This window comes from Tannockella kyphosi (assembly GCF_021054785.1).
In the GTDB taxonomy this organism is placed as follows: Bacteria; Bacillota_I; Bacilli_A; order Erysipelotrichales; family Coprobacillaceae; genus Tannockella; species Tannockella kyphosi.
Map to the genome: position 1 here is coordinate 823,763 of NZ_CP088239.1, position 20,046 is coordinate 843,808.

Sequence of the window (20,046 nt, forward strand, 5' to 3'; positions counted from 1 at the left end):
AAGTGTCGAAAGACACTTTTTACTTTGTTCTTATTAATAATTCATAAGGAATATAATGAGCTAATTGATTGTCATCTCTGGTAAGTTGTTTTGCATGTTTTTTTAATCGTTGCATTACTTGATTTATGATGTTTTTTGGTGGCATTTTTGTAATGTGGAAACAAGGTTGGATATAATAGTCAGTTATTTTTTTAAATCCTAAATGAATTGTTTCTAATAAATCAATAAGAGAGGAGTCATTACCCTCAAATAAGAATAAATAAAAATCATTAACATCTTCTCTTAGAAAATGGGTTCCTAAATAAGGAATTGTTTGACGAAGGATATTTAGTATCTCTTTTTCTATTTCTAGATTTGATAAATCTATATTTGTATAAAAATCAAAGTGAAGGATATAAGGACCAACTTTGCTAGAGTGATAAATACTGTTTTCAAATAGTGGAATTGTATTTATTGGAAATGAGAAGGTAGAAATAGGATCACTTTGTGTTTTAAATTCTAAGACAGTTACATGATTAAGGTTACTTTGGTTTTTAATGATTAAGATATTATCTTTTGTTTGGATGCTATTGTTATTTTTTAATAGTTTTTTTATAGGATATTTTTTAAAGAATGTAGCGAGAGGTTGTTCTTTGTTTGTTTCTAATTGATAAACAGTTTCTTCGTTTAATGAAATTAGATATTTTTTATGAAAGTATAAATTCATAAAATCTATTTCCGATAGTGTATGATAAAATATTTGTTCTTTGTTCATAGTTTCTCCTTTTTGTGTTTCAAGATAATAGCATAAATAGAATAGAAAGGAAAGAGTTTTATCAACAACGACATAATAACTCGACAACCAGAATAGACTAGAAATAAAGAGGGATTCGATGAAACATATTCAAGAGAAAAAAGAACGTATTATATTCTTTATTTATTATTTAATCATAGGATTAAGTCTATTCGTTATTTGTTATGTTATTAAAAATTATTTAATGGGTTTGGTATGTTGTTTGTTGGTGGTTGGAAGTATGCAATCACTACTGTCAATGTTAGAAAAGAAAGATATAATTCATTCTAAGATAGCAAGAATACTTGTTTGTTTTGTTGTTTATATAGGACTATTTATTGTGATAAGTGGGGGTAGTTATTTTTTATCGCAACGATTTATAATGGTTATTACTTGGTTTTTTAATCAGATTGAAAAGATTGATACTTCTAATTATATAGTATCTAAATTGATTGATTATATTCATATAAATCAAGTTAGTATAATGAATAATAGTATTGCATGGATTCATCAGTTCTTAATTAGTTTACCTAATCTTTTTTTGAATCTTTTTTTTGTGATATTAACTTCTTTTTTAGTTTTATTTGATTATTATCATTTGAAAATGAAACTAATGGACTTGTTAGGGAAATATGCTTTGCAGGGATATTTTATAGTAGAAACTAGTAAACGGGTGTTGGGGATTTATTTGAAAGTGCATATTAAGATTTATTTTTGTTTGTTAGTAGAGATGTTGATTGGATTTTATTTATTTGGGATAAAACCAGCTTTTTGTTATGCGTTTGTTTTTTCTTTTTTTGACTTATTGCCAGTGATAGGAATAGAGTTAGTCTTTTTACCATGGATTTTCTATTTATTTATTCAAGGAGATCTTATTTTTGCTTTTCAGTTATTGTTGTTATATAGCGTTTTGTTTTTTTCAAAACAATGGATTGAAACAAAAGGAATGGCGGATTATTGTGGGATACCAGTCCTATATATGTTAATAGGGATTTATATATGTATTCGTTTTTTTGGATTAATAGGCATGTTAATTGGGCCATTTTTATGTATAATGTTATATGAAATATATATAAAGGGGAAAGAAAATGGATAAGAAATATTTTTTCTTTGATATAGATGGTACATTAGTAGATAATCAAACCAAAGAAATTGTACCCTCTGCATTAGAGACATTAAACTTATTACAACAAAATGGTCATTTTGTAGCAATAGCGACAGGGAGAGCACATTATAAAGCAATTCATTTTAGTAAATCTGTTGGTATTAAAAATATGATTTGTAATGGTGGGTATGGAATCGTTGTAAATGAGGAGTTAATTGAAAATAGACCATTAGATAGAGAAAAATCAATAGCACTTTATCAAGAAGCAATACGACTAGGATATGGTGTATTATTAGCGTTAGACGATAGTCAATATGTTACTAGCCAAGATATGCAATTTATCAAACAAGTAGGTTATCGTAATGAACCAACTACTTATTTAATAGATAGTGACTTTGATATTCATCAAGTTGAAAATATTTATAAAATATATGTAGCTATATCTTCAAAAGAAGAAGATAAACTTACTTTAAAAGATACATTAGGTCATTTACGATTTGTAGAAGAGTATTTAATGTTTCAAAATGATGATAAAAAATGGGGTGTTTGTAAAATGATGGACCTATTAAACGCTAATTATAAAGATGTTGTCGTCTTTGGTGATGATTTTAATGATTTAGTGATGTTTGATAAGTACTGGTACAGTATTGCAATGGGGAATGCCTGCGATGAATTGAAACAAAAAGCAGACTATATTTGTGATACGAATATAAATGATGGTATTTATAAAGTGTGTCGTGAAAAAGGTTGGATTTGAGAGGTTAAAAAATGATTTTTTTATTGACTCTATCGTATAAATAATTTATAATGTTCATTGCAGCAGTATCTAGGATATACGAACACTCAACGTATTGCTTGGAACTAGCTAAGCAAATAACATTAGGAGGATAATAAAATGTTAACAAAAGCAGAAAAAACAGCTATCATGACTGAATATGCAACAAAAGAAGGAGATACAGGATCTCCAGAAGTACAAATCGCAGTATTAACTGCTGATATCAACAAATTAAATGGTCACTTTAAAGATCATCCAAAAGATTTCCATTCAAACCGTGGATTATTAAAAAAAGTTGGTAAAAGAAGAGATTTATTAAAATATTTAAAAAACAAAGATTTAGAAAGATACACTGTATTAATCAAAAAATTAGGTTTAAGAAGATAGTAAGAGAAGGTGTCCTAGGATACCTTTTTTTATAAAAGGAGACAAAAATGAAGTATTCAGAACTAAGACTATTTATTTTACATTCTATTTTTTGTTTGTTATTAATAATAGCAGGAGCTTATTTTTATTTAATAGCAGATAAGATTCGATTATTAATTATTCTTTTTATGATTGTTAATTTATTATTTATTTTATTTGTTCGTAATAAGTTAAAAATATTTGATGATTCATTTGTTGCTTATTCCTATAGAGGAATAGGAATATTACCTTATATTATAGAGTTTAGTGATTTGGATTGTTTTGAATTGTTGTCAAAACATCGTATACGTATTACTACAAAGCAAAAGAAGGTTACTTTATATATTATGAATGCTAGTTTGTTTTGTGATGAACTAACTGAAAAATATGATTCTTATCAACAAACGGTTACTAGTTAGATTTTTTAAATGAAATAAATTATATAAAGAAGTCCATGATCTATGTCATGGACTTTTTTTGTCAATAATATCGATTTATTTGATAATTGTTATAGAAAAATAGTATTCATATAGAAGGTATTAGATATTTATGAGGCATGTTTCTGTATTTCAGTAGCCATTTTTAACAAGAAGGATAGTTAAAAAGAAATGTGGGATAAAAAATGGGATAAAGATGTTAAATTTAGACAACCCAAAGCAATTCTTTGTATAAGTGAATAACTAAACTATAAATCTAAATAATTCCCTATTTTACAAAGCTTTTTAAGTTTTATTAAGTCTTTTTACTAGTTATACAATGTTATGTTTTTTAAAATGTAAGCGTTGACATTTTGGTGTCATTGTGGAATAATATGGGTATACAATTCAAAAAGGAGAGGAATTTGATGAAAAAATTATTGGTATTAGTTTTAAGTGTATGTTTATCATGCACAACATTAGTTGGATGTTCTTCAAGTGAAGAGGAAGAAGATAGAGAATTGGTTATCTATGGTTCTTGCGAAGAAGAATATTTAGCAGCAGTTGCAGTTGCTTTTGAAGAATATTCTGGTATATCTGTTAGTTATCAAAGATTGTCAACTGGAGAAGTTTTAACAAAAATTGAAGAAGAAGATGGTAACCCAAGTGCCGATGTATGGTTTGGGGGAACTACTGATCCTTACAATGAAGCAGCTGAATTAGGTTTGTTATATGCTTATGATGCAGAGAATGCAGAAAACTTAATTGGTGATCAGTATAAACATGAAGATAATTATTGGTATGGTATCTATACTGGTATCTTAGGTATCTTCTGGAATACGGAAGAATTAGATCGTTTAGGTTTAGAAGCACCTAGTGATTGGGATGATTTATTAAATCCTGAATATGAAGGATTAATTGCATTTGCAAATCCTAATACTTCTGGTACAGGTTTATTATTCATTAACACTATGGTTCAAATTATGGGTGAAGATGCAGCAATGGATTATTTTGCAGAATTAGATAATAATATTATGCAATATACAAAGAGTGGTTCTGGTGCATCTAAAATGGTTCCTTTAGGGGAAGTTGTTATAGGTGTTGGATTCTTACATGACGTAGTATATCAAATTGTTGATATGGGATATGATAACATCGGTATGACTGCTCCAACATCAGGAACATCATATGAAATTGGTGCTACTGCAATTTTTGAAGGAGCTACTAATATGGATGAAGCACAAGAATTTATTGAATTTGCTTTATCACCAGACTGTGTTGATATTGCACAAGAAAATGGTTCTTATCAATTCTTAGTAATTGATGGTGCTGCAGATGTTCAAGCAGCTGTTGATGCTGGATTAGATACTATCGAAACAATTGAATATGATTTCGAAGATGCTACAGCAAATGGTTCTGCTTATAGAGAAACATTCTTTGAAGTTATTAACAACGATGATCGTGTAATGACTGAATAATATTAGTTAAGTAAAATAATAAACAGAGTGCGTGGCACTAGCCACCACTTTGTTTTTGTTAAGAAAAGTTATTTTAAGGAGGTAAATTATGGACTTGAAACAAGCGAAAAAATTAGAGAGAAAGAAGTTTTTTTCTGATCCATTTACGGTAATAGCTGTTGTAGGGCTATTTTTATTCTTATTTTTATTTATTTTATATCCATTAACTATTTTACTTGTGGACAGTATGTATATTGATTCAAAGTTTACGTTTGATACATTTATACGAATTTTTAATATGTCTGCATTTAAGATTGCAATTAAAAATACGTTAGTTCTAGGTACTATTACTGGTATTGGTGGGACTGTTATAGGTTTTGCTTTTGCGTATTTAGATGCTTATATTTTAATTAAAAATAAGTTTATAAAAGGAATGTTTAATGCAATATCTATTTTACCAGTAGTATCACCACCTTTTGTATTATCTTTGTCAGCTATCTTTTTGTTTGGTAGAACTGGATTTATTACAAGAGGAATATTTGATTTAAGTACAATTGCGTTGTATGGATTACCAGGGATAGCTTTAGTTCAAATTCTAACATTTTTCCCTGTGTGTTATTTAATGTTAAAAGGGTTACTTCGTAATATTGATCCTTCTTTAGAAGAGGCTGCAAGAAATATGGGTGCTTCTCGTTGGCAAGTTTTTAAAACTGTTACGTTGCCATTGTTGTTACCTGGACTTACAAATGCATTTTTAATTACATTTATTGAGTCAGTAGCTGATTTTGCTAATCCAATGTTAATTGGGGGAAGTTATGATACGTTAGCAACTTCTATTTATTTACAGTTAACAGGGGCCTATGATAAAGCTGGAGCAACTGCGATGGCTGTTGTGTTGCTTGTTATATCGATGGGATTGTTTATTTTTGCCAAATATGGAGTAGAAAGTAAATCTGTATCTACTTTAACAGGAAAAGCGTCAAGAGAAAGACAATTAGTTTCTGAACGAAATGTCAAAGCTCCATTGATGATTTTCTGTACTTGTATTGGTGGTTTTGTTTTATTAATGTATTTTATTGTTCCATTAGGATCATTGTTTACATTATGGGGACAAGATTATTCATTATCATTTAAATGGTATGAATATGTCTTTAAAAACAAAGGATATACCGTCTTTACAGATTCGATGATCTTAGCGGCTATTGCTGCACCAATCACGGCATTCTTGTCGATGTTGATTGCATATCTAGTTGTAAAGAAAAAGTTTTTTGGGAAGAGTATTATGGAATTTGTTGCTATGTTAGCAATGGCAGTTCCTGGAACGGTATTAGGTGTTGGATTTATTCGTGGGTTTAGTAGTGGATTGTACTACACTGGAATACTATCAGGTTTATATGGTACAGGGGCAATTATTATTATTGTTTTTGTTGTTCGATCGTTGCCTGTTGGAACTAGAAGTGGGATTGCTGCATTACGACAAATTGATAAATCGATTGAAGAATCGGCGTTTGATTTAGGTGCCTCGGGAGCAAAAGTATTTACTTCTGTTACGTTGCCACTTATTAAAGATTCTTTCTTTAGTGGATTAGTAACTACATTTGTACGTTCTATTACTGCTATTTCTGCAATTATCTTATTAGTAACACCAGAATACTTATTGATTACAGTACGTATCAATGAGTTTGCAGAAAAAGGAAGTTATGGTGTAGCATGTGCTTATGCAACTATATTAATTATTATTACTTTTACAGCAATTATGTTAATGGAAGCTGTGTTAAAGAGAATCAGTACTACAAAACAATTTACAGGAGGAGAGTAGAGTATGAAAACTCCAAAAGGTGTTCAATTAAAAGATATATCGAAAGTATATCTTGATCCAAAAACAAAAAAAGAATTTTATGCAGTTGATCATATATCATTAGATATAGAACCAGGTCAATTTGTCACTTTACTTGGTCCCTCAGGATGTGGTAAAACAACAACATTAAGAATGATTGCTGGTTTTGAAAGTCCAGATAGTGGGGAAATAGATTTAGGTGGAGAGGCTATCAATGAACTACCACCAAATAAAAGAGATACTGCCATGGTTTTCCAAAGCTATGCTTTATTACCACATATCAATGTATACCAAAATGTAGCTTATGGTTTAAACATTAAAAAATTACCTAAAAATGAAATTAAAGAACGTGTTACTAAAATGTTAGAATTAGTGGAATTAGAAGGTATGGAAGAAAGAATGACAAATCAATTATCCGGAGGACAACAACAACGTGTAGCGCTTGCTAGAGCGTTAGTTATGGAACCAGGAGTATTGTTGTTTGATGAACCTTTATCTAACTTAGATGCGAAGTTACGTGTTTCTATGCGAACAGAAATTCGAAAAATTCAACAAATGATTGGTATTACGGCTGTTTATGTTACCCATGATCAATCGGAAGCAATGAGTATTTCTGATCAAGTTATTGTCATGAATAAAGGAGTTATTGCTCAAAAAGGAACTCCAAGAGAAATTTATTTACAACCAAAAGATAAATTTGTTGCTCAATTTATTGGAGAAGCTAATTTTATTAATGGAAAAGTACTTGATAAAGCTGAAAATGAAGTGACAGTGGAATTAAATGGATCACCTGTTCAAATTCCTTTTAAAGGAAGTTTGGAAGTAGATGAAGTATGTGAAATCGTGATTAGACCAGAATCAATTGTTTTAGAAGATGAAGGATTACTTCCATGTGAAGTTATTTTATCTACATTTATGGGAACTCATCAATATTATGAAGTATTAGTAGATGGTGTTCGTTTTACTGTAACAGAATATAATCCAAAATCTCATAAAACATATAATGCGGGAGATAAAGCTTTCTTAGTATTTGATGTCCATAATTTACATATTTTAGATAAATAATTATTTTAAAAGAAGGATAAGATAACTTATCCTTTTCTTTTTGTATTTATTTTAAAACAATCACACTATTTTTAACATTAATGTATACAATTTAACAATATTACTTGATTATTTAATAATGATTGTGTTATTATTACAAAAACGAGGAGGTAGTTTATGAAAAAAGCAAATATTTCACAATTACATCATCATTGGAGCTCACAGGGTTAAATCTTTTTGATATAGCCCATTTTAACATATTTATAAATGAGTTATATCTAATGTGCAAGTAAGACAAAAGCGTTCGTTAGGTTTAACGATACGCTTTTTTTAATAGGAGGGAAAACAATGAAAGAATTTATGTATATCGTACCAGAGGAGAGTATTGACTGTGTTTTTGAGGATGTCACAAGTCTACGTTTTGTTGAAAATCAATTAAGGGAATGTTTTGTATCGAAACAGTACCAAGAAGTTTTGTTACCAAGTTTAGAGTATACAGATTTGTATATGTCACTTGATCCAAACTTAAAAACTAGTGAGATCTTTCAATTTATTAATCATGAGGGAAGAAGTATTGCGATGAGGTATGATTTTACGGTTCCTTTAGCTAGGCTTTATGCAACAACGCAAAAAGAAAATGAAGGGCGTTATTGTTATTTTGGGAAGGTTTATCGTAAAGTAAAACGTCATAAAGGAAGAAGTAGTGAAATTTATCAAGGTGGTGTTGAATTAATAAATTGTCCGGGTATTCAGGGTGATATTCAATGTCTTAATTTAATGCAACAAACAATACCAATGTTAGGTTTGGATAAAGTGATTGTGGAAGTTGGTTATGCACCATTTTTCCATCGTTTAATTGAGATTGTGGGTCATCCTGAAACGTTAACAAAAATATTGAAATATCGTGATATTAGTGGAATGAAGCAATTTGTAGCAATATTAGATATTGATGTAACAATGCAACAATTATTATTAGCTTTACCAATGTCATTTGGTTCTTTAGATGAAATAAAAGATAAGATTTTAGCTACGAAAGATATGGTTTTAATAGAATGTTTACATTATTTAATAAAAATTAATGAATCAATGAGTTCTACATCGACTATTATTTTTGATTTAGGAATGGTTCCATCGATGCATTATTATACTGGGATTATGATCAAGGGTTATGCTAGTGAAAGTGTAGATTGTATTGTGAATGGTGGTCGTTATGATCATTTGTTAGAAAGATTTGATTTACCAGTAGGAGCAGTTGGGTTCTGTTATAACATTAGTCAAATTATTCAATCGATGCAAAAAGGGGTACAAAACAATGATTAAAATAGCAATAACAAAAGGACGTATTGAAAAACAAGTTTGTAAAATGCTTGAAAAAGCAGGATATGATATGGATCCTATTTTTAATAAAGATAGAGAATTATTAATTGAAACAAAAGATGGTTTATCAATGATCTTTGGTAAAGCCAATGATGTCATTACATTTTTAGAACATGGTATTGTAGATGTTGGTTTTGTAGGGAAAGATAGTTTGGATGATAGTGATTTTGATGATTATTATGAGTTATTGGATTTAGAAATAGGGAAGTGTGTTTTTGCTCTAGCTGCTTATCCAAGTTATCGTGATTGTGATTTTAAACGTCGTAAAAAAATAGCTAGTAAATATCCTTTGGTAACTAAAAAATATTTTGCATCTAAAAAAGAAGATGTTGAAATTATTAAGTTAGAGGGTTCTGTAGAATTAGGACCTATTGTTGGTATTTCGGATGCAATTGTAGATATTGTAGAAACTGGTTCTACATTAAAAGCAAATGGATTAGAAGTAATTGAGGAAATAAGTGAAATATCAACACGCTTTATTTGTAATAAAGTTAGTTTGAAATTTAAAAAAGATGAAATCTTAGAAATGGTAGAAAAATTAGAAAAACAGGTAGGGAGATAGTATGTTAAAAATAATTCAATATACTGGTGATGTTTTCGAAATTGAAAATATTTTACAGAGTCGTAAAGAAAATGTCTCAAAAAAAGTAAATGAAGATGTCCAAGCAATCTTAGAAGATATTCAATGTAATAAAGATGAAGCATTAATGAAATACGCTAATCAATTTGATGGATATGTGATTGAAAAACAAGAAGATTTATTTGTAACACAAGATGAAATAGAAGAGGCTATGAATGAGATAGATGATGATTACTTGCGTATTTTACAAAGAACGAAAAAACAAATTACTGATTTTCATCAAAATCAAGTTGATAAATCTTGGTCTATGTATAAAGATAATGGAGTCATGTTAGGACAAATAGTACGTCCGATTGCTCGAGTAGGGCTTTATATTCCAGGAGGAACTGCTTTATATCCTTCTACCGTCTTAATGAATGCTATTCCAGCAAAACTTGCTGGAGTAAAAGAACTAGTTGCTTTTACTCCTGTTAAAGCAAATGGGAAGGTAGATCCTAAATTAATTGGTGCTGCAAAAGTATGTGGTGTTGATACGATTGTAAAAGTAGGTGGTGTTCACGGTGTAGGCGCTTTAGCGTATGGTACAAAGTGGTTAAAGAAGGTTGATAAAATTGTTGGTCCAGGTAATTTATATGTCGCTACAGCCAAAAAACAATGCTATGGAGTAGTGGATATTGATATGATTGCAGGACCTAGTGAAGTGCTTATTATTGCAGATGAAAATGCAAATCCTAAGTATGTTGCAGCTGATTTAATGTCTCAAGCAGAACATGATGTTTTAGCTAGTTCTATTTTGATTACAACATCGAAAGAGTTAGCGAATGAGGTGAATAAGGAAATTATTCGTCAAATGGCTTATTTAAATAGAAAAGATATTATTGAACAATCATTGAATAATTATGGTGGTATTATTTTAGTAGATAATTTATTAACTGCTTATCAAGTATCTAATGAATTAGCTCCAGAACATTTAGAAATCTTAATTGATCAACCAATGGAAGCATTGCCTTATATAGAAAATGCTGGAAGCATATTCTTAGGGCAACATTCACCAGAACCTTTAGGAGATTATATGTCTGGTACAAATCATGTATTACCTACTGGTGGTACTGCTAAATTCTATTCTGCTTTAGGAGTATATGATTTTGTAAAATATTCTTCTTACAGTTATTATCCAAAACCAGTTTTAGAAACATTTAAAGAGGATGTAATCGCTTTTGCGAATAGTGAAGGACTAGATGGTCATGCGAATAGTATTGCAGTTCGTTTTGAGGAGGATGAGTTATGAGAGCAAGTAGTTTGAAAAGAGAAACTTTAGAAACTAGTATTGAATTATCATTGAATTTAGATGGGAATGGAACTAGTAATATTCATACAGGTGTTGGCTTTTTTGATCATATGCTAACATTATTAGCTTTTCATGGTAATTTTGATTTAGAAGTTACTTGTCATGGTGATTTGGAAGTAGATTGTCATCATACGGTTGAAGATATTGGAATTGCCTTAGGGATATGTATGAAAGAAGCTTTAGGGGATAAATTGGGAATTATGCGTTATGGGAGTTTTACTATCCCAATGGATGAAGCAAAAGTAACAGTTGATTTAGATATTAGTGCTAGACCATATTTAGTATATAATTGTGATGTTTCATTGCCTTTACTAGGAAATTATGAAACAGAAATGACAGAAGAGTTTTTTAGAGCTTTTAGTCAACAAGCAGGTATCACATTACATATTAATAAGGCATATGGTAAAAATACACACCACATTATTGAAGCAGCTTTTAAAGCGACAGGTAGAGCTTTAGCAATAGCATTAAGTAATGATCCAACTAGAAGTAACAAAGTAATTTCTTCTAAAGGAGTTATTTAATGATAGCAATTATTGATTATAATGTGGGTAATTTATTAAGTGTTCAAAGTGCTTTTGATCGTTTAGAAATGGAGAGTGTCATTACAAGAGATCCAATTGTAATAAAACAAGCAAAAGGGATTGTTTTACCTGGTGTAGGAACTTTTAAAGTAGCAATGCAAAATTTAAAACAATTTGGATTAATTGAAATAATAAGTGAATGTAAAGATAAAGGAGTTCCAATATTAGGGATTTGTTTAGGTATGCAGATTTTGTTTGAAAAAGGATTTGAAGTAGAAGAAACAAAGGGATTAGGGTTTATTCCAGGAGTTGTTGATTATATGAATATTGATGAAAAAATACCTCATATGGGATGGAATCAGTTAGTCTTTTGTCAAGAATCTCCTTTGTTACAATATATTGATGAACATGATGATGTTTATTTTGTACATTCTTATATGGCTACTTGTCCACAAGATAATTTAGTAGCTTATAGTATGTATGGATCCAATAAAATAACAGCTATTGTTAAAAATAAGAATGTAATGGGATGTCAGTTTCATCCAGAAAAAAGTGGTAAAATTGGAAGTAAAATATTAATGGGATTTAGGGAGATGATAGGATGATATTACTACCAGCAATAGACTTAAAAGATGGTCAAGCAGTGCGTTTATATAAAGGTGATTATAATCAAAAAACAGTATACAGTAATGATCCTAGTCAAATAGCGAAAACATTTGAACAAGCAGGAGCAAAATGGCTACACCTAGTAGATTTAGATGGGGCTAAGGATGGCCAATGTAAAAACTTATCAACAATTAAAACGATTAAAAAAGCAACAAATATGTCTTTAGAATTAGGTGGCGGAATTCGTAATATAGAAACAGTAAGTATGTATTTAGATGAAGTAGGAATAGATCGTGTTATTTTAGGTACAGCTGCTATTCAAGACCCTCTATTTTTACAAGCAGCATTAGATAAATATGGACCTAAAAGAATAGTCGTTGGAGTGGATGTAAAAGATGGTTTTGTTTCTACTGCAGGATGGTTAGAAACAAGCCAAACTAATTATTTAGATTTTATTTGTCAATTAGAAAAAATAGGAGTTCGTTATATAGTAGTAACTGATATTTCAAAAGATGGTACATTACAAGGACCTAATTTTCATATGTATCAAGAAATTTCTAAAGTTTCTTCGATTGAGTTTGTGGTATCTGGTGGTATTAAAGATCAACAAAATATTCTTGATTGTGCTAATTCTAATTATTATGGATGTATTGTAGGAAAAGCGTATTACGAAGGAAAAATTGATTTACAGGAGGTTATTTCATGCTTACCAAAAGAATAATTCCTTGTTTAGATATTAAAGATGGAAAAGTGGTCAAAGGTGTAAACTTTGTTGGTTTAACAGAAGTTGGTGATCCTGTTGATCTAGCAAAACGATATGAACAACAATGTGGAGATGAAGTGGTTTTTTTAGATATTACAGCTAGTTATGAAGATCGTAATATTATGAAAGAAATCATTGAAAGAGGTGCCAAAGAATTATCAATTCCTTTAGCAGTAGGTGGAGGTATTCGTACATTAGATGATTTTCGTATGATTCTAGCAAGTGGTGCGGATAAGGTTTCTGTCAATTCTTCTGCTATCGCTAATCCTTTGCTTATAAAAGAAGCAGCAAATGAATTTGGGGTACAATGTGTCGTTGTTGCAATTGATGCTAAAAAGAATGAAAAAGGTAATTATGATGTTTATGTAAAAGGTGGCAGAGAAAATACTGGTATTGATTTAGTAACATGGGCAAAGCAATGTGAACAATTAGGGGCTGGAGAAATTCTACTAACTAGTATGGATGGGGATGGAACAAAAGCAGGATATGATATTGATATGATTAATGCAGTATGTTCTGTTGTAGATATTCCTGTAATAGCAAGTGGTGGATGTGGAAGTATTCAACATATTGTCGATGTTTTCCAACAAACTAACTGTGATGCTGCACTTGTTGCTTCTTTATTTCATTATAATGAAGCTAGTGTTCAAGATGTAAAAGATGCGCTTTTAGAAGCCGGAATACAAGTAAGGAGAACAAACTAATGAGACCAGATTTTAATAAAATGGAACTTATTCCAGCAATTGTCCAAGATTATCAAACAAAACAAGTGTTAATGTTGGCGTATGTTAATGAAGAAGCTTATGATAAAATGTTAGAAACAAATTTAACATATTTTTATTCTCGATCAAGAAAAGGATTATGGCATAAAGGAGAAACTTCAGGTCATATTCAACATATTAAAGGAATGTATTTAGATTGTGATTTGGATACGATATTAATTTTTGTTGATCAAATTGGTGTAGCTTGTCATACTGGTGCTTATTCTTGTTTTTTTGAAGAAGTAAAACCATTTGATGGTAGTGATATTTTTGTTGAAATAGAAAAAATGATTATCGAAAGAAAAGAAACTCCTGTCCCAAAATCATATACTAATTATTTATTAGAACAAGGAATTGATAAAGTTTGTAAAAAAATTGGTGAAGAAGCAAGTGAAACGATTATTGCTGCAAAAAACAATGATAAAGAAGAATTAGTTGGTGAAATTGGTGACTTATTATATCATGTAATGGTATTGATGAATCAACAAGATATCTCTTTAGAAGATGTTCAAAACATTCTAAAACAAAGACATCAAATAACAGGTAATAAAAAAGTATTTCATACAAAAGGGGAATACTAATGAAAAAAATTGATTATCATATTCATACTCATTTTTCTGCTGATAGCCAAGAATATGTAAAAAATCATATTGAAAAAGCAATTGAATTAGGTTTAGAAGAAATATGTTTTTGTGATCATCAAGACTTTTCTTATCCTGGAACTTCTTTTGATTTAGATGTGGATGCTTATTATAAAGAAATACAAATGTATCAAAACATTTATAAAGATCAATTGATTATTAAATGGGGGATAGAAATTGGATTAGATTGTAATTATCAAAAAGAAATAAATACACTTATTCATAGTTATCCTTTTGATTTTGTAATAGGTTCTATCCATGTTATTGATAATCAAGAATTTTATGATCCAGCAATATTCTTTCATGGAAAATCAAAGAATGATGCGCATCGTGATTTTTTTAAAGAAACACTAAAAGCTGTTCAAACATTTGATTGCTTTCATGTTTTAGGCCATCTAGATTATATTGTACGATATGGTCCTTATGAAGATAAAGAAATAGAATATGATGTTCATCAAGAGATTATTGATAACATACTAAAAACACTAATTCACAAAGGGATCGGTTTAGAACTAAACCTATCAGGATATAAAGTTCATCAAACATGTGGATTCCCAAATTATAAGATATTACAACGTTATTATGATTTAGGTGGTAGAATCTTAACAACAGGTAGTGATAGTCACATTTGTGATACATTAGGATATTGTTTAGATGATGCTCATCAACAATTACAAAATATTGGTTTTACTATTTCTACTTTTACTAATAAAACAATAGACAAATAATGGGCTAGTTAGATGCTTCGATAGATTATTTATTGAAATGTCTTTCTAGCCTTCTATTTTGTAGCTAATTTGTTATAATGTATTTAAAAAAAGGAGGGGTCTTATGTTGCATATTAATAAAGAGGATGTAATACGTTACTTAGGATTAAATGATCAAAATATAGATGATCAAACAGCACAAGAAATATCTTTGGTAACAAAACAATTGCAACAAACAGACTCTTGGAAAGTAACCTATCGTATTTTCTCTTTAGAAAAATCAAAAACAAAAGTAGATTTGTTACATACTGCACTATCATTGCAAGCAAAAAGTGCTTTACAACTACTTGTTGATTGTGATCAATGTATTTTGCTTGCAGTCACACTAGGTAGTCAAGTAGATCAACTTTTAACAAAAACACAATTATTAAATATTTCTCATGCTTATGTTATGGATTGTTGTGCTAGTAGTATGGTTGAAGAGTTAATGAATGATTTAGAGTTAAAATTAAAAGAAGAATGGATGTCAAAAGGCATGTTTTTTACTGATCGTTTTTCACCAGGGTATGGGGATTTATCTTTAGATTATCAAAAACAAATATGTAGTATATTAGAGACTCAAAAACTAATGGGTCTTACTTTATCATCATTTGGAACAATGGTTCCTACAAAATCAATTACTGCAATCATTGGTATTGCAAGTAAACCTCAAAAAATGAGGATAAAAGGATGTCAATATTGTGATTTTATAAATAATTGTCATTATCGTAAGGGAGGAAAAAGGTGTGGTTCATAATTTATTAAAAAAAGAGTTTATTTTTCTAGATGGAGCAATGGGGACAATGCTTCAAGCTAGTGGTTTAGAATTAGGACAAAGACCAGAAGTTTTAAATAAAACAAATCCTGAATTAATTAAAAATGTTCATAAAGCTTATATTGAAGCTGGTTCAAATATTATTTATGCAAATACATTTGGTGCCAATCGTCATAAATTAGAAGAAGAAGAATTAAGTGTTGAGGAGTTAGTTTGTTTAGCTATCAAAAATGCAAAAGAAGTAACAAAAGGAACAGATGTTCTTGTTGCTTTGGATGTTGGTCCAATAGGTACTTTATTAGAACCTTTAGGATCGTTAACTTTTGAACAAGCATATGATATTTTCAAAGAGATTATTATTCATGGATCTCGTGCTGGGGCTGATTTGGTTGTTTTTGAAACAATGACGGATTTATATGAAGCAAAAGCAGCTGTGTTAGCAGCAAAAGAAAATAGTGATTTACCAATATTTGTAACGATGACTTTTGAAGAAAATGGTAGAACTTTTACAGGTTGTACATTAGAAAGCATGGCAATCACTTTACAAGGACTAGGTGTCGATGCCCTTGGGATTAATTGTTCATTAGGACCAAAAGAAATTTTACCTTTAATGCAACAATTATCAACTTATACCAATTTGCCTCTTATTGCTAAACCTAATGCAGGATTACCAGATCCCCAAACGGGTCTTTATGATCTTGGAGCCCAGGAATTTAGTGATATAATGAAAGACTATGCTTTGGCGGGTGTTTCTATTTTAGGGGGATGCTGTGGAACAACCAAAGATTTCATTGAATTGTTAATTAAAAAAATGAATGGATTATCATGCAGCCCTAGAAAGTATAATAAAATGACAAGAGTATGCTCTAGTAATGAAGTTGTTAGAGTTGATACGGTACGTGTTATTGGAGAAAGAATAAATCCTACTGGTAAAAAAAGATTTGCACAAGCTATTATTGAGCGAGATATGTCGTATATTTTAAAACAAGCATTAGAACAAGTAGAAGCAGGTGCAGAAATTTTAGATGTCAATGTTGGAGTACCTCAAATAGATGAAAAACAAAGAATGGTGGAAGTTGTAAAAGCAATACAATCTATTGTGACAACACCATTACAAATTGATTCTTCTAAATTAGAAGCACTAGAAGCTGGATTACGCTTTTATAATGGAAAACCGATATTAAATTCAGTAAATGGCGAAAAAGAGAAGTTAGATAAAATTTTGCCTTTAGCTAAAAAATATGGGGCATGTATTGTTGGTTTAACAATTGATGAAGATGGAATTCCTGATAATGCTAATAAAAGATTCGAAATTGCTAAAAAGATTGTCGATAGTGCTTTAAGTTATGGTATTCCAAAAGAAGATGTTTTAATTGACTGTTTAGCTTTAACCGTTTCTGCAAAACAAGATAGTTGTAACGAAACACTTCTTGCAATGGAACGTATTAAAAATGAAATTGGAGTTAATATGGTATTAGGAGTTTCCAATATTTCCTTTGGACTACCAAATCGTAATTTAATTAACCATAGTTTTTTAATGTTGGCAATGTCTAGAGGTCTGACATTACCAATCATTAACCCAAATAGTAGTTCGATGATGGATGCTATCTATGCTTATCGAGTACTTTGCGGACATGATAAAGATAGTCAAAACTATATTGAACGATATAACAATGAAACTATTTCTAATAATGAGGTTCATCAAACAGAATTAACAATTGAACAAGCTATTATGAAAGGTTTAGAATTAGAAACTGCAAAACTTACAAAAGAATTACTAAAAGAATTGGAACCAATGCATATAGTAAATCAAATATTAATACCAACATTAGACTTGGTTGGTTTAAAATATGAAAAAAATGAAATATTTTTACCACAATTAATTCGTAGTGCGAATGCTTCTTGTAGTGCTTTTGATGCAATTAAACAAGAGATTGCTTTGACATCATCGAAAAGTATTTTAAAAGGAAAAATCATTCTTGCAACAGTATATGGCGATGTCCATGATATCGGTAAAAATATTGTAAAAGTAATATTAGAAAACTATGGCTATGATGTGATTGATTTAGGTAAATCAGTATCACCTCAAGTAATTGTAGATATGGCTATTGAACAAGATGTATCTTTAATCGGTTTATCTGCTCTTATGACCACAACAGTTGAAAGTATGAAAGAAACGATTGAATTAATTAGAAAATCAAATCATCCATGCAAAATAATGGTTGGTGGAGCTGTATTGACACAAGAGTACGCTATGAAAATAGGTGCGGATTATTATGGTAAAGATGCCAAACAGTCAGCTGATATTGCAAAGGAGGTATTGGGTTAATGGCAATCAAAGAATTTATTCAAGAAAATGTTTTACTGTTTGATGGGGCGATGGGAACTTATTTTTCTAGTGTTTTCCATGATCCTACTTATCGTTGTGAATATGCAAATATCACATCACCTTTGAGTGTCGAGGAAATTCATCGACGTTATTTACAAGCAGGTGCAAAAGCGATTAAAACAAATACTTTTCTTGCTAATGACAAACAAATTGATAGTTTATTTCCATATCAAGATATTATTCAGGCAGGATATCAATTAGCAATAAATGCTTCCAAAGATAGGGATGCTTATGTTTTTTGTGATATTGGACCAATTCATGGATTAGAAAAAGAAGACTATTTTAAAGAATATAAAAAAGTAGTAGATGTTTTTCTTTCTTTAGGAGCATCTTATTTCTTATTTGAAACAATGAGTGAATTTGATCCTATAAAAGAAGTAATCCAATATATTAAAGAAAATAATAAGGATGCTTATGTTATTGTTTCTTTTGCTGTGAGTGCTCAAGGATATACTAATTCAGGGTTAATAGGTGAAAAGTTATTGTTGGAAACAAAGGGAAATAAAGATGTTGATGCAGTTGGATTGAATTGTATTTGTGGACCTTATGACTTATATAACTATATTCAAACAATTTCTGTAGTACCCGATTTAATAATGCCCAATGCTGGTTATCCTACCATCATAGGGGAAAGAACACATTATCAAAACAACTCTTCTTATTTTGCTTTGCAAATGATAAATATTGTTTCAAAAGGAGTAAAGATGATAGGTGGTTGTTGTGGAACAACACCAGAATTTATTAAAGATATGGAAGTGCTGTTAGAATCTAGTAATCAACTAAAAGTTATTACTAGTAATACAACACTTAAAAAAAGAACTGGTTTAATCAAAAACAGTCCTTTTTATGAAGCTATAAAAAATGGTCATCAACCAATAGCAGTTGAATTAGATCCACCTAAAGATGATGATATTTTTGAATTTATGAATCGTGCAAAACAACTAAAACAAGCAGGTGTTGATTTAGTAACAATTGCCGATAATCCAGTTGCTCGAGTTCGTATGGATAGTAGTTTAGTAGCTTGTAAGCTAAAGCGTGAGTTAGGTTTAGAGGTGATGCCTCATCTAACATGTCGTGATCGTAATGTAAATGCTACAAAATCATTGTTACTTGGTTTAAGTGTAGAAGAAATAAAAGATATTCTTATTGTTACGGGAGATCCTATTCCTAGTGAACAAAGAAATGAAGTAAAAGCTGTCTATGAATTTAATTCTAGAATGCTAATGAATCATATTAATAATTTAAATACGTCGATGTTTCAATCCCCTTTTTATATATATGGAGCATTAAATATTAATGCTAAAAACTTTGATATTCAATTAAGACTTGCAAATGATAAAATTAAAAATGGAGCAATTGCTTTATTTAGTCAACCTGTTTATAACCAACAAGCACTTGATAATTTAAAAAGAGCAAAAAAAGAACTTTCTGTACCTATTATTGGTGGAATTATGCCAATTGTTAGTTATCGTAATGCTTGTTTTATGAATAATGAAATACCCGGTATATCTATTGGTGAAGAAATAGTCGAACAATTCTATAATAAATCAAAAGAAGAATGTTATCATTTAGCTATTCAATTATCTATGGATATGATTGATAAAATGAAAGATGTCGTAGATGGATATTATTTAATTTCCCCCTTTAATCGAGTAGATTTGATAAAAGAAATAATGGAATATATTAAACAATAAGTAAAAAAGAAACTATGTTTCTTTTTTTATA

The 20,046-nt window shown here is 29.9% G+C and carries 20 protein-coding genes; 19 read left to right on the forward strand and 1 reads right to left on the reverse strand.

From position 1 onward, the window contains the following. Positions 1-19: 19 nt before the first annotated feature. Positions 20-754, reverse strand: coding sequence for a hypothetical protein (locus LRR82_RS04250; protein ID WP_249030286.1), 735 nt, complete (start codon positions 752-754; stop codon positions 20-22). Between the two features lie 118 nt (positions 755-872). Between LRR82_RS04250 and LRR82_RS04255 the strand changes: the two genes are divergently transcribed. From LRR82_RS04255 to LRR82_RS04345, 19 genes are all read left to right on the forward strand, one after another. After that, positions 873-1,868 (forward strand): AI-2E family transporter, encoded by a 996-nt coding sequence (locus tag LRR82_RS04255; RefSeq protein WP_249030287.1) that lies wholly within the window; start codon positions 873-875, stop codon positions 1,866-1,868. Then, positions 1,861-2,634, forward strand: a complete 774-nt coding sequence (locus LRR82_RS04260) for a Cof-type HAD-IIB family hydrolase (RefSeq protein WP_249030288.1) — start codon at positions 1,861-1,863, stop codon at positions 2,632-2,634. The genes LRR82_RS04255 and LRR82_RS04260 overlap by 8 nt, the downstream gene beginning before the upstream one ends. 138 nt (positions 2,635-2,772) lie before the next feature. Beyond that, positions 2,773-3,039, forward strand: a complete 267-nt coding sequence (gene rpsO / locus LRR82_RS04265) for a 30S ribosomal protein S15 (protein WP_249030289.1) — start codon at positions 2,773-2,775, stop codon at positions 3,037-3,039. Between the two features lie 47 nt (positions 3,040-3,086). Beyond that, positions 3,087-3,476 carry a hypothetical protein gene (locus LRR82_RS04270; RefSeq protein WP_249030290.1) on the forward strand — a complete coding sequence of 130 codons (390 nt, stop codon included), beginning with the start codon at positions 3,087-3,089 and terminating at the stop codon, positions 3,474-3,476. A 425-nt stretch (positions 3,477-3,901) separates the two neighbouring features. Further along, positions 3,902-4,951 carry an ABC transporter substrate-binding protein gene (locus tag LRR82_RS04275; RefSeq protein ID WP_249030291.1) on the forward strand — a complete coding sequence of 350 codons (1,050 nt, stop codon included), beginning with the start codon at positions 3,902-3,904 and terminating at the stop codon, positions 4,949-4,951. 88 nt (positions 4,952-5,039) lie between these two features. Beyond that, on the forward strand, positions 5,040-6,749 hold the full coding sequence (locus tag LRR82_RS04280; protein WP_249030292.1) for an ABC transporter permease: 1,710 nt from the start codon (positions 5,040-5,042) through the stop codon (positions 6,747-6,749). Between the two features lie 3 nt (positions 6,750-6,752). After that, positions 6,753-7,832, forward strand: coding sequence for an ABC transporter ATP-binding protein (locus tag LRR82_RS04285; RefSeq protein WP_249030293.1), 1,080 nt, complete (start codon positions 6,753-6,755; stop codon positions 7,830-7,832). Between the two features lie 327 nt (positions 7,833-8,159). Beyond that, positions 8,160-9,131 (forward strand): ATP phosphoribosyltransferase regulatory subunit, encoded by a 972-nt coding sequence (locus tag LRR82_RS04290; protein WP_249030294.1) that lies wholly within the window; start codon positions 8,160-8,162, stop codon positions 9,129-9,131. Then, a complete protein-coding gene (gene hisG / locus LRR82_RS04295) occupies positions 9,124-9,750 on the forward strand; it encodes an ATP phosphoribosyltransferase (RefSeq protein WP_249030295.1) in 627 nt (208 codons plus the stop codon). The genes LRR82_RS04290 and hisG overlap by 8 nt, the downstream gene beginning before the upstream one ends. A 1-nt stretch (position 9,751) precedes the next feature. Then, positions 9,752-11,056 carry a histidinol dehydrogenase gene (gene hisD / locus LRR82_RS04300; protein ID WP_249030296.1) on the forward strand — a complete coding sequence of 435 codons (1,305 nt, stop codon included), beginning with the start codon at positions 9,752-9,754 and terminating at the stop codon, positions 11,054-11,056. Continuing rightward, a complete protein-coding gene (gene hisB / locus LRR82_RS04305) occupies positions 11,053-11,640 on the forward strand; it encodes an imidazoleglycerol-phosphate dehydratase HisB (RefSeq protein ID WP_249030297.1) in 588 nt (195 codons plus the stop codon). The genes hisD and hisB overlap by 4 nt, the downstream gene beginning before the upstream one ends. Further along, positions 11,640-12,245: an imidazole glycerol phosphate synthase subunit HisH gene (gene hisH / locus LRR82_RS04310; RefSeq protein ID WP_249030298.1), complete on the forward strand. Its 606-nt coding sequence runs from the start codon at positions 11,640-11,642 to the stop codon at positions 12,243-12,245. Before hisB ends, hisH begins: the two co-directional genes overlap by 1 nt. Next, positions 12,242-12,967, forward strand: a complete 726-nt coding sequence (gene hisA / locus LRR82_RS04315) for a 1-(5-phosphoribosyl)-5-[(5-phosphoribosylamino)methylideneamino]imidazole-4-carboxamide isomerase (protein ID WP_249030299.1) — start codon at positions 12,242-12,244, stop codon at positions 12,965-12,967. The genes hisH and hisA overlap by 4 nt, the downstream gene beginning before the upstream one ends. Beyond that, positions 12,949-13,713 carry an imidazole glycerol phosphate synthase subunit HisF gene (gene hisF, locus LRR82_RS04320; RefSeq protein WP_249030300.1) on the forward strand — a complete coding sequence of 255 codons (765 nt, stop codon included), beginning with the start codon at positions 12,949-12,951 and terminating at the stop codon, positions 13,711-13,713. Before hisA ends, hisF begins: the two co-directional genes overlap by 19 nt. Next, positions 13,713-14,351: a bifunctional phosphoribosyl-AMP cyclohydrolase/phosphoribosyl-ATP diphosphatase HisIE gene (gene hisIE, locus LRR82_RS04325; RefSeq protein ID WP_249030301.1), complete on the forward strand. Its 639-nt coding sequence runs from the start codon at positions 13,713-13,715 to the stop codon at positions 14,349-14,351. Before hisF ends, hisIE begins: the two co-directional genes overlap by 1 nt. After that, positions 14,351-15,139, forward strand: a complete 789-nt coding sequence (locus tag LRR82_RS04330; RefSeq protein ID WP_249030302.1) for a histidinol-phosphatase HisJ family protein — start codon at positions 14,351-14,353, stop codon at positions 15,137-15,139. The genes hisIE and LRR82_RS04330 overlap by 1 nt, the downstream gene beginning before the upstream one ends. A 103-nt stretch (positions 15,140-15,242) precedes the next feature. Beyond that, positions 15,243-15,914 (forward strand): hypothetical protein, encoded by a 672-nt coding sequence (locus LRR82_RS04335; protein ID WP_249030303.1) that lies wholly within the window; start codon positions 15,243-15,245, stop codon positions 15,912-15,914. Further along, on the forward strand, positions 15,904-18,261 hold the full coding sequence (locus LRR82_RS04340) for a homocysteine S-methyltransferase family protein (protein ID WP_318031847.1): 2,358 nt from the start codon (positions 15,904-15,906) through the stop codon (positions 18,259-18,261). The genes LRR82_RS04335 and LRR82_RS04340 overlap by 11 nt, the downstream gene beginning before the upstream one ends. Continuing rightward, the gene (locus LRR82_RS04345; RefSeq protein WP_249030304.1) at positions 18,261-20,015 is read left to right on the forward strand and encodes a bifunctional homocysteine S-methyltransferase/methylenetetrahydrofolate reductase; all 1,755 of its coding nucleotides are present in this window, start codon (positions 18,261-18,263) and stop codon (positions 20,013-20,015) included. Before LRR82_RS04340 ends, LRR82_RS04345 begins: the two co-directional genes overlap by 1 nt. Positions 20,016-20,046 lie beyond the last annotated feature (31 nt).